Annotated in this window: 9 protein-coding genes; 4 read left to right on the top strand and 5 right to left on the bottom strand. The window is 41.2% G+C overall.

Annotation, left to right across the window (positions count from 1 at the left end; genetic code table 11):
* Window positions 1–491: 491 nt before the first annotated feature.
* The 4 genes from CRJ00_RS06570 to CRJ00_RS06555 all read right to left on the bottom strand — a co-directional run bounded on the left by CRJ00_RS06570 (window position 492) and on the right by CRJ00_RS06555 (window position 4,729).
* Entirely contained in the window at window positions 492–2,045 is a 1,554-nt protein-coding gene (locus CRJ00_RS06570; protein WP_099366073.1) for an Rne/Rng family ribonuclease, read from the bottom strand.
* A gap of 278 nt (window positions 2,046–2,323) precedes the next feature.
* Window positions 2,324–3,169, bottom strand: a complete 846-nt coding sequence (locus CRJ00_RS06565) for a tetratricopeptide repeat protein (protein WP_099366072.1) — start codon at window positions 3,167–3,169, stop codon at window positions 2,324–2,326.
* A 9-nt stretch (window positions 3,170–3,178) separates the two neighbouring features.
* On the bottom strand, window positions 3,179–3,466 hold the full coding sequence (locus tag CRJ00_RS06560; protein ID WP_099366071.1) for an HU family DNA-binding protein: 288 nt from the start codon (window positions 3,464–3,466) through the stop codon (window positions 3,179–3,181).
* 198 nt (window positions 3,467–3,664) lie between these two features.
* On the bottom strand, window positions 3,665–4,729 hold the full coding sequence (locus tag CRJ00_RS06555) for a pyridoxal phosphate-dependent aminotransferase family protein (protein ID WP_099366070.1): 1,065 nt from the start codon (window positions 4,727–4,729) through the stop codon (window positions 3,665–3,667).
* A gap of 140 nt (window positions 4,730–4,869) precedes the next feature.
* Here CRJ00_RS06555 and CRJ00_RS06550 point away from each other — a divergent pair, with 140 nt between their 5' ends.
* The 4 genes from CRJ00_RS06550 to CRJ00_RS06535 all read left to right on the top strand — a co-directional run bounded on the left by CRJ00_RS06550 (window position 4,870) and on the right by CRJ00_RS06535 (window position 9,507).
* A complete protein-coding gene (locus tag CRJ00_RS06550; RefSeq protein WP_134776076.1) occupies window positions 4,870–7,014 on the top strand; it encodes a TonB-dependent receptor in 2,145 nt (714 codons plus the stop codon).
* 98 nt (window positions 7,015–7,112) lie between these two features.
* Window positions 7,113–7,730, top strand: a complete 618-nt coding sequence (locus CRJ00_RS06545; protein WP_099366068.1) for a hypothetical protein — start codon at window positions 7,113–7,115, stop codon at window positions 7,728–7,730.
* A gap of 2 nt (window positions 7,731–7,732) precedes the next feature.
* Window positions 7,733–8,755 (top strand): sensor histidine kinase, encoded by a 1,023-nt coding sequence (locus CRJ00_RS06540; protein WP_099366067.1) that lies wholly within the window; start codon window positions 7,733–7,735, stop codon window positions 8,753–8,755.
* The gene (locus CRJ00_RS06535) at window positions 8,752–9,507 is read left to right on the top strand and encodes a LytR/AlgR family response regulator transcription factor (protein ID WP_245153256.1); all 756 of its coding nucleotides are present in this window, start codon (window positions 8,752–8,754) and stop codon (window positions 9,505–9,507) included. The genes CRJ00_RS06540 and CRJ00_RS06535 overlap by 4 nt, the downstream gene beginning before the upstream one ends.
* On the opposite strand, the gene CRJ00_RS06530 is transcribed toward CRJ00_RS06535, so the two are convergent.
* Entirely contained in the window at window positions 9,504–9,974 is a 471-nt protein-coding gene (locus tag CRJ00_RS06530) for a hypothetical protein (protein ID WP_099366066.1), read from the bottom strand. The two genes, CRJ00_RS06535 and CRJ00_RS06530, sit on opposite strands and share 4 nt — an antisense overlap.
* Between the last annotated feature and the right edge of the window lie 125 nt (window positions 9,975–10,099).

Here is a 10,099-nt window from a genome sequence, read left to right as displayed (position 1 = left end):
ACGGAGATGAAGATTCTGCGTGAACCGATATCGATCCCCGCAGCATGATCGTGAATGATTTTCATGGCACATCAATTAAAATGTGAAACCATTAAGCCCATAGAGGAAAAATAAACGGCAGGCTACCATACGGACAATCTAAAAGATGTACCAAACTCCAATGCCTCAATCTATGGAACCAAGCTCAGGGACAGGCAAGATGCACTATACGATAGTCCGGTCAAACTGCAGAATGGTCAATGAACTAAGTTACTAAATGTCATCACCTTCCGATAAATTTAGTTCAAATTTTTAATTCTAAGGATGACATGGGAAGGAATCAGGATGACATGGAAAGAAAGATTGCTTCGTTCCTCGCAATGACGCGACCCTCGCAATGACGCGGCCGTAGCTATGACAGGGCCCTCATCCCCCACAATGACGGGGATAGAAAACCCATGAAATAAAACATGAAACAAAAAAAAGCTGCATTTTCCAATGCAGCTTTTCCTTTATAATTTTATTTCTTCGTCTTTGGAATTAAAGAAGTGGAATTCAGTTAGATGATACGAACTCATTTCCTTCACGTTAATCCATCGACCATATTTGAAAAACCACTTCATTCTGCGGGATATTAAACCCGATTTAATGTAGGCGGCAATGTAAGGATGCACACAAAGTGTTACACCCTTTTCATTTTGCTCCTGCAAAATAAAGCTCAAATTGTTTTCAATGTCATCCAGCAACACGATGCTAGATCTAATTTCACCCGTTCCGTCACAAGCAGGACACTTTTCATTGGTCACAATGCTCATTTCAGGACGGACACGTTGCCTAGTAATCTGTACTAAACCAAATTTACTAGGAGGGAGAATGGTGTGTCGAGCGCGGTCAGTTGCCATGCACTCTTTTAAGAAACCATACAGTTCCTTCCGATTGTTGGGTTTGTGCATATCGATAAAATCGATGACTACAATTCCACCCATATCCCGCAACCGAAGCTGACGGGCAATTTCTTTAGCCGCTTCCTTGTTCACCAGGAGGGCGTTATCTTCTTGATTTTCCTTGTTGGCAATGCGGTTTCCGCTGTTCACGTCAATTACGTGTAGGGCTTCTGTGTGTTCTACCACCAGGTAAGCACCTCCTTGCAGGTTGACGGTTTTGCCAAAGGACGCCTTGATTTGCTTCTCAACACCGTAATGGTCAAAAATCGGCTCCTTATGTTTATAGAGCTTTACAATTTTTTCCAGGTCTGGAGAGATCTCTTGAATATAGGATTTAACCTCTTCATAGATGTCCTGGTCATTCACATAAATATGGGTGAATTCATCTGTTAAGATATCGCGTAAAATAGTGGATGCGCGATCCATTTCTCCAAGCACTTTTTGTGGAGGTTCGGCTGTTTTAAGACGTTTGGTAAACAATTCCCATTTCGAGATCAGATCGAGAAGGTCTTTTTGGAGTTCATCAACTCCCTTTCCTTCCGACACCGTACGGATTATTACACCAAAGTTTGCCGGTTTAATACTTTCGACAATCTTTTTTAGGCGATTACGTTCAGTGCTTCCTTTGATTTTCTTGGAAATAGATACCGAGCTTGAGAAAGGTACTAATACAACAAACCTTCCAGCAATGGATAAGTCAGAACTCAGCCTTGGCCCTTTGGTAGAGATTGGCTCTTTGGCAATCTGTACGGGCAACAGCATGTTCCGGCTTAAGATATCCGAAATTTTTCCTGATTTGTCAATGTCCTTTTCAAGCTTTAAACTATTGAGCAGTTTTTCTTGGTAACTGCCATTCTTTACTACCCTTGTCAGTTTGATCAAGGATTGAACCTGAGGTCCCAAATCGAGGTAATGCAAAAAAGCATCCTTTTCGTAACCTACATCTACGAAAGCGGCATTCAATCCGGGCATGATTTTCTTTACTCTCCCTAAGTAAATATCTCCTACCGCGTAATTATTGCCGACCTGTTCTCGATTTAACTCAACAAGTTGCTTGTCCTGTAGTAAAGCAATAGTCACCCCCTTATCGGGGACTGAATCGATAATTAATTCCTTTACCAACAGCTACTTCATTAAGGACGGTTGTAGACTCGCTCTACAACGTTTTTGTCCGGTTAAACCTAAAAACCGTTTATGAAAAAAACAATCTATGATGAGTGTTTTCATCATAGATTGTACACATGATTTTACAGGGCCTAAGCCCTAAAAATGCTTATTTCTTTTTGTGTCTATTTTTTCTTAAACGTTTTTTACGTTTGTGAGTAGCCATTTTGTGTCTTTTTCTTTTCTTTCCGCTTGGCATAGCTTAATTTTTTAAAATGTTTAAACGAATGTGTTAATTACTTCTTGAGTTTTTCGATCTCGCGATCGATGAACTGCGAGAGAGAAGGGTCAGCCGCCAGCGACTTGCTTTTTTCAAAAGCAGCGATAGCCTCATTCTTCATCCCTATATTTTGATATCCTGTTGCAAGGTAAAAATACGACTCTGCATCAGGTTTTAATTCAACCACTGTTTTGAAACGATCGATAGCACGATCGAACTGACGTGATTGTAATGAAAACAAACCTAAAGTTTTGTTTGCCTCGATGTTCTTTGGATCAGCTTCAACCACTTCTCTTAAAAGGGCGATACCAGACATAGGATTGTTTGTTCCTGTGACCATGGCAGCACCAAGACCTGTTTTAGCTTCCAAATTTTTACCGTCCAGGTCAACTGCTTTTTGGAAGGCAGTGATGGCACGTTTGTTCAACGCAACAACCAAAGCACTATCCTGCAAATTCGTATATCCTTTACGGTAAGCATTACCTGCTTTCAACCAATAGTCGAATTTTGGTGAAATGGTAGCCATATCCTCATAGATGAATCCTTGAGGGACAGCTTTTTCCACATCATTCCACTTATCGGCCAATTGCTGATAGATCGCAATTTTCTCTTCCCCAGAAGCTTTATCAGCTTTCTTCTCCAGGTCAGTAATTTCAGAAACAATTGCTGGGTTTAATCCGCGTTTGGAGGCTTCCGAAACGCTAGATAGGGTAAAGTCATCTGCAGCGGCGCCTTGTTCAGTAGCTGCTGCAGCTGTTTCTTCTTTTGTCACCAAACCTTTTACAGGACGTACCAATAGAAAGCCCATGATAATGACTACTACTAAAGCTACGACGATCTGTATTTGTCTGGTGTTCTTCATGTTAAATGATTATTTTTTATTTCCGTTTTTCACTTTTTCTACAAAAACTTTTGCAGGTTTAAAGCTAGGCACGTAGTGCTCAGGAATAATGATAGCTGTATTTTTTGAGATGTTACGAGCTGTTTTTTCTGCTCTCTTTTTTACCACAAAGCTACCGAAGCCTCTTACGTAAACATTTTCACCACCAACCATGGCGCTTTTAACTACTTTGAAGAATGCTTCAACGGTCTCTTGTACATCAACCTTCTCTAACCCAGTCTTGTTAGAGATCTCTGCAATAATTTCTGCTTTAGTCATATCTATTTTACTCTAATTAATCTAAACCCTGTACCTCATAGGCCTTTTGGGGTTGCAAAAGTATCTTTTTATATTGAGTAATGAAAATATTTTTGCGTTTTTTTAATAACCAAATCGTTATCATTCAACGAATTAGTAGATGAATCCCCAATATTACATTCCAAAAGGCTTGCAAAGCTACAATTATTTTATTGACAATCAAAGTTTTAAAATATTTTCTCTGGATAAAACCTCCCCTAACCACTCTATATCGGCTGGTCTATGTAGGGCGGACACAATAATACGATTTAAAAGGGGACTGTCCGCCAACGGATAGGGAAAACTTGATATAACAATCTTGTGATTAATAAGGTGTTTATAGAGCGCCGGTGCTTGAGTGGAGAACACGGGAAAATGGGGAATGTGACTTAATTTTAGCCCTTTGACCAGGCCTTCCAATTGGGAAACATTGCCCTGCATCTGGTCGAAGGCGTGGTTATAAATGGCTTTCCCGTTTTTAAGGGCATACAACGCCGCCGGGGCAGAAGGTGATGACCCCAAAAAAATGGGATGCTTTTTAATAGCTATAATGGTCTCGGAATTGCCCAGCACTACCCCCGCATCCGTCCCCATTCCCTTCGCCAAGGAGGCCAGAACAACGATGTTCAGGTTTTCTGCTTTATAGGTTTCTACAGGAGTGGAAACCTGGTTTTTCCGAAGTACCCCGATGCCATGGGAATCATCCAATATCAAGGTAACATACTTATTATTAGAAAGTTGATTTAATGGGGAAAAGTCGTTTAATCTCGGTGTGAGATTATCCATGCTGTTGGAAATCATGACGAACTCCTCTTCATCTGAGGCATTGATTTCCTCGATGCTGTTGGTCAACCAATCCTCGAATCCTACCGCTACCCCTGGATCATCATCCAACCACAGCGAGGGATGGCAGTCGGGGGCATAGTAAACTTTTCTGCCTTTGCTCAAAACCTTTACGGCAATCTGTGCGGCTAAATAACCACTGGAAAGTACCGCAGCATCCTCAAATCCGAATCGTTGTGCCAAGTCCTGCTCTACTTCTTCATAGATCCCTAATTGTACATTATTGGTTCTTGAAGTACCATTGTTCAATCCGTACTTGTCGATACCATCCTTATATAATTCGATATAATCGGGGTTTTGGAGCAGCCCTAGATAGGCCGTACCGCCAAAAAACAGATAAGAGGCATCATCTTGGTGAATAATTCGGCCTGTAGGCTGGTTCAGCTTTCGGAAAGAGGTCATGTTTATTGAAATATGATATCCAAAAATACAAAATCCTTTCAAACTGGAAATCCATCAGTTCATCCGAACATCCTAACGGTTCATCCCTAAAGATTTTTCACAGCTGTAACAGGGAATTAACTTTCCTAAAAAAACCAAATATGCGATTATTATTCTTTTTCTTTTGTTTATTTCCAACCCTGTTGATGGCTCTGGAAATTAAGGTTCAAGGCACGATCAAGAATCCCAAAAAAGTCCCCGTTCAGCATGTCAATGTATTTATTGCTGGAACCTACGATGGGACCATCAGTGATAGTTTAGGAAATTTCCAGTTTAGCAGTTCTGCGCTTGGTAACCAGAAGATCATCTTTAGCAAAGCGGGATATAACCAATTGGAGATGGAAATAGCGTTAAAGGATAGCTTGGATCTTCAGGTTACCCTCTATCCTATTGAAGAAATTGAAGCCATCGAGATCCGTGCCGGACAGATCATGGTGGGGAATAAATACAATGCGGTTTTATCGCCTCTGGATATTGTGACGACCGCAGGAAGCATGGGGAATATTGTCGCTGCGCTACAGAAACTTCCTGGAGCTCAGATCGCCGGTGAGGACGGCCGATTGATGGTCAGAGGCGGTGATCCTACCGAAACCCAAACCTTTGTAAATGGTATTCAGGTCTTTCAACCCTATACTTCCTCGGCCAATGGTGTTCCTGTGCGGGGAAGGTTTTCCCCGTTTCTATTTAAGGGCACCAACTTCTCGACCGGAGGCTATGGTGCTGAATTTGGGAATGCACTTTCCGGGATCTTAAACCTGAGTACCGCCTTGGAGTTGGCAGAACCTAAAACAGAACTCTCTTTTTCCACCGTTGGCCTGGGCCTAAGCAATACGCAAAGTTGGAAGGACAACTCTTTAAGCTTCAATGGGAGTTATACCAACCTGAATCCGTATATGTCCTTGATCCCGCAAGATATCACCTGGATCAGACCCTATCAACAAGCATCCGGAGAAGCCATTTGGAGGAAGAAAGGAAAACAGTCTTTTTTTAACCTGTATGGCAATTATGCCTTCGAAGATTTTCAATTCGAGGACTACAGCATTGAGTATGATGAGCGGATAAAAACCGCTATCCGATCGCACAACGCCTATCTCAATAGCAGTTTCCAACAATACCTACCCAACAATTGGACTTGGGAATCGGGATTGGGTCTTGGATATTTTAAACAGGATCTTCAGTTTTCCAGTTTTGGAATACCTACGGAGCAATGGGGAAGTCATGTTAAAACCCTAATGCGCAAATCCATGGGGAACAAATGGCAATGGATGTTCGGGACGGAATTCCTTTATGAGAAACTGGCGGAGAACCTCCAAGAACCAAGCCTACCCAGGTATAGTTATGGCTACGAAAGAAAGCAGTTGGCTGCATTTTCAGAAGGGCAGTACCGCCTTTTTGCTGGCTTGCAAGTGGGGGTTGGGCTGCGTTATATACAGACCTTTTCGGAGCAACAATTTCTGGAGCCAAGAGCATCGATAGGCTACGCGATCAACCGCAACCATCAGGCGTCTTTTGCTTATGGCAGGTATCACCAGGGGGCGACATCTGCGATTGCCAAGTTCAAAAATGATCTCCCCTGGACTTCCGCATCACATTATGTGCTCAATTACAGCTATATCGGAAAGGGGCAATTACTTCGGTTGGAAGCCTACTCCAAAGATTATGACCAATTGATCACTTATGACACCCAGACTCCCCAATACCAGAGTCGTTTTGAAAACAAGGGATTTGGGAGGGTAAAGGGTATTGATATATTCTGGAGGGACAGTAAGAGTATTCCATTTCTTCAATATTGGGTGTCTTATTCCCTAACGGATGCGCAGAAATTGGAACGTAATTTTACTCATGCGGTACAGCCTACCTATGTGGCCAAGCATCAACTCTCTTTGGTGGCCAAATATTGGATAAGTTCCATTCGATCTCAGGCCAGTATTACCAATACCTACTCTTCTGGCCGTACCTATTTTAACCCTAATGAACCGGATCTAATGCCCATGACCAAAGGGCAGAATGATCTATCCGTTAGTTGGTCCTATCTGTTGACCCAACAGAAAATCCTCTTCTTCTCCATGACCAATGTGCTTGGAAATGAACCTATCTACGGTTATCAATACCGTAGCCATGCAGATGCCAATGGTCAGTTTGCGCGAAAGGCCGTTGTTCCTACCGCAAAACATTTTGTGTTTGTGGGATTCTTCTGGACCATCAGTAAAAACAAAAAAAAAGACAATCAATTGGAGAACCTTTAACGGTTCATCCCTAAAAATCAACAATCCATCAGATTTGACTTGACATATAGGACAGCATCATAGAACTTTAATCGTAAATAACACTAAAACAAAAAGACATGAAAACATTAATGATTTGTTTATTAACAATATGGAGCCTTTCCGGTTTGGCACAGACCCCTTACGAAAAAGCGATGACCGAAGGTTTGGCAAGCTGGAAAGCGGGCAAATCCCAAGAAGCGATGGCGACCTTTGAACGAGTTGCGCAGGTTGAGAAGGATAACTGGATCCCCAAATATTACCAAGCCATGGTGGGGATTACGAATTCTTTTATGATGACCAATAATGAGGAGAAACTGAAAGCCATTGATGCGGCGAAAGCCCTGATCCCCAAAGACGAAAAAAGCCTGAATGCCGAATGGTATGTCTTGAATGCCTTGGCATTAACTTCCGAACTGACCATCGACCCAATGGCAACGGCAATGACCTTGAGCCCGCAGATCATGGAACAATATCAGAAAGCTTTAGCTTTAGAGCCCAACAACCCAAGAGCGCTTTCAGGAATGGCTGACTTTTCCATGCAATCCAAAAAATACATGGGCGGAGATACGAAAGAGGAATGTAAGCAATTGGAAAAAGCGGTATCTTTATTCGATAAGGAAAAAAACGCCACAAAATTCTATCCTTCCTGGGGAAAGGAACGCGCTGCGGCACTTTTGGCTTCCTGTAAAAATTAATTATGAAGTACTTTTTCCTGACCGTCTTATATTCCATAGTGATCACGATAGTCCTGATGTTGGTTATTGCAGGGTTTTACTTGGTCAATGATGGAACATTGGAGATTGCTTTCTTCCAATCTAAGGGTGCCCAAACCGGACTGCTTCGAGGGATTGGTCTAGGAATAGTAGGCAGTTATCTTTCCTATTCCCTGCATAAGGCAATGCCAGCGGAAGATTTGGCCTGGAAAAGGTATTTCTATTACTTGCTCTTGTCTTTTATAATCGTTCCAATAGTGATTTTAGGCATGAACATTCTCTTATCCACCGATAGGAGTTTGGATGGGATAAAAGCCTATGTTTCCGAACTTAGATGGGATTTCGCCCTTTTTCCGACCTTTACCTTTATCATCATTGGTTCTATATTTTATGGCTTGTTCTTTTACTCCAGCTATAAAAATAAACAGATCAAAAAGCAGAAAAGCATTGCTGGGGAAGCAACAGCACAGTTAGAAACACTAAAAAACCAAATAGATCCGCATTTTTTGTTCAATAGCTTGAATGTATTGATCGGGTTGATCGAAGAAGATAAACAGAATGCCATAACCTATACCAAATCACTATCAAGCATCTACCGCTATATCCTCACCCAAAAAGATAAAGAATTAACAAGCATCCAAGAAGAACTATCCTTTGCCCGCAGCTATATTTCTCTTTTAAAACTACGTTTTGAAGATGGAATAAATTATCAAGAAGGAATTATCGAAGCCGAAAGCAAGGAAATCGTTCCTTTGAGCCTGCAATTGCTATTAGAAAACTGCATTCAGCACAACCGCATTTCTGAGGAGAACCCATTGACGATCAGCATCTATCAAGAAGGATCAAAATTAGTGGTATCGAATAACCTTCAGGAGAAGAATTCACCGAATCCATCCACAAAGATAGGCTTGGCTAATATTGTTGACAGATATGCACTGTTAAGTAAAGAGGAAGTTATTATAGAGAAGTCCGATACCTATTTTAAAGTCAAAATCCCTATTATATGAACCTGAACGAAATTCAAGTATTGGTCATCGAAGATGAAAAACCCGCAGCAAGATCGCTGATACGCAAGTTAGAGACCATGGGGTTTTCGCATATCGATATGGTCCATTCCGTTCATCAAGGGAAAATATGGTTTGCTAACCATTCCGAACCGGATCTTATTTTTATGGATATACAGCTTTCTGATGGTCTTTCATTTGAAATACTGGAAAATCACCCTGTAGATTCCAAGATCATCTTTACGACGGCTTACAATGAATACGCTTTAAAAGCCTTCAAGTTGAATAGCATTGATTACCTCTTAAAGCCGATTGTAGAAGAAGAATTGGCCTTTGCCGTGGATAAATATCTGAAAAACCAAAACAGGGCTGATAAGTACATGTTGCATGATCTCAAACAACTACTTGTGAAAGATCAGTTCAAGACCAGGTTCAATGTAAAGATCGGCCAACAGATCCGCTTGGTTCCTGTGGAAGACATCGAATGTATATATGCTGAAAACAAGGGCACCTATCTGTTTACCAAGGAAGGAGATAATTTTTTGTTGGATCAACCCTTAGACAGGGTGGAAGAAGTTTTGGATCCTAAATTATTTTTTAGAATTAACCGAGGGCAGATCATTCATATCCATGCTATCAAGAACATTGCTGTTCATAGTAATTCCCGGTTGAAGATCTACTTCCATAAGTTTCAGACCGATGACGGAATTGTAAGTCGGGAGCGGGTAAATGATTTTAAAAGCTGGATCGATTAATAGAGATGGAAATTTAAAGGGATATTCACGCCTACCCCAAAAGTAAAGCCATCAATAGGCTTAAAATCCTTTTTTGTGTTGATATCAAAGCCATAACCAGCGGAGAACTCCAGTAAATTAAAAAGTCCGATTCCTGCCTTCGCCGTAGCTGTATGGGGTGTAATCTCCCCTTTTATAAACGGCCATACCGCAACATTATTCAAATAATAAGTAACTCCTAATTCCGGGATCACTGTAGTTTTATCCATCATCCAGGTAAAATTAGCTCCGGCATCAATCTTTACATATTGGCTTTGGTTTGCTGCGAAAAGCCCCCAGGCAGAAGCTTTCAGAAAACTGCCACTTTGATACTGATACCCAATGGAAGGACCAAATATCCAACCCGTGTGCTGTTGGTATCTTCGCTGTCCATATCCCAATTGGACCATTAAAAAAAGTGCCAAAAATAAATAAACTGCCTTCTTCATACACATCAATTTGTTGCCAATTTACAATAAAACCCGAAAGTTCTAATAGTGTTTACTGTAAGTTAATATTAATCCCTTAATTTTCAACAATTTTCCAGTTACACATTCAAAGCAATAAACAGATA

The sequence above is a fragment of the Sphingobacterium sp. 1.A.4 genome (assembly GCF_002734245.1).
In the GTDB taxonomy this organism is placed as follows: domain Bacteria; phylum Bacteroidota; class Bacteroidia; order Sphingobacteriales; family Sphingobacteriaceae; genus Sphingobacterium; species Sphingobacterium tenebrionis.
Note: the sequence above shows the minus strand (reverse complement) of the source record. Positions and strands in the feature narration are given on the sequence as shown.

What these genes read in the sequence shown, in the direction of transcription:
- CRJ00_RS06555 (WP_099366070.1), bottom strand. Translation starts at nt 4,729, where the DNA reads ATGACCTCTTTCCGAAAGCTGAACCAGCCTACAGGCCGAATTATTCAC.
- CRJ00_RS06530 (WP_099366066.1), bottom strand. Translation starts at nt 9,974, where the DNA reads ATGAAGAAGGCAGTTTATTTATTTTTGGCACTTTTTTTAATGGTCCAA.
- CRJ00_RS06560 (WP_099366071.1), bottom strand. Translation starts at nt 3,466, where the DNA reads ATGACTAAAGCAGAAATTATTGCAGAGATCTCTAACAAGACTGGGTTA.
- CRJ00_RS06540 (WP_099366067.1), top strand. Translation starts at nt 7,733, where the DNA reads ATGAAGTACTTTTTCCTGACCGTCTTATATTCCATAGTGATCACGATA.
- CRJ00_RS06535 (WP_245153256.1), top strand. Translation starts at nt 8,752, where the DNA reads ATGAACCTGAACGAAATTCAAGTATTGGTCATCGAAGATGAAAAACCC.
- CRJ00_RS06550 (WP_134776076.1), top strand. Translation starts at nt 4,870, where the DNA reads ATGCGATTATTATTCTTTTTCTTTTGTTTATTTCCAACCCTGTTGATG.
- CRJ00_RS06545 (WP_099366068.1), top strand. Translation starts at nt 7,113, where the DNA reads ATGAAAACATTAATGATTTGTTTATTAACAATATGGAGCCTTTCCGGT.
- CRJ00_RS06565 (WP_099366072.1), bottom strand. Translation starts at nt 3,169, where the DNA reads ATGAAGAACACCAGACAAATACAGATCGTCGTAGCTTTAGTAGTAGTC.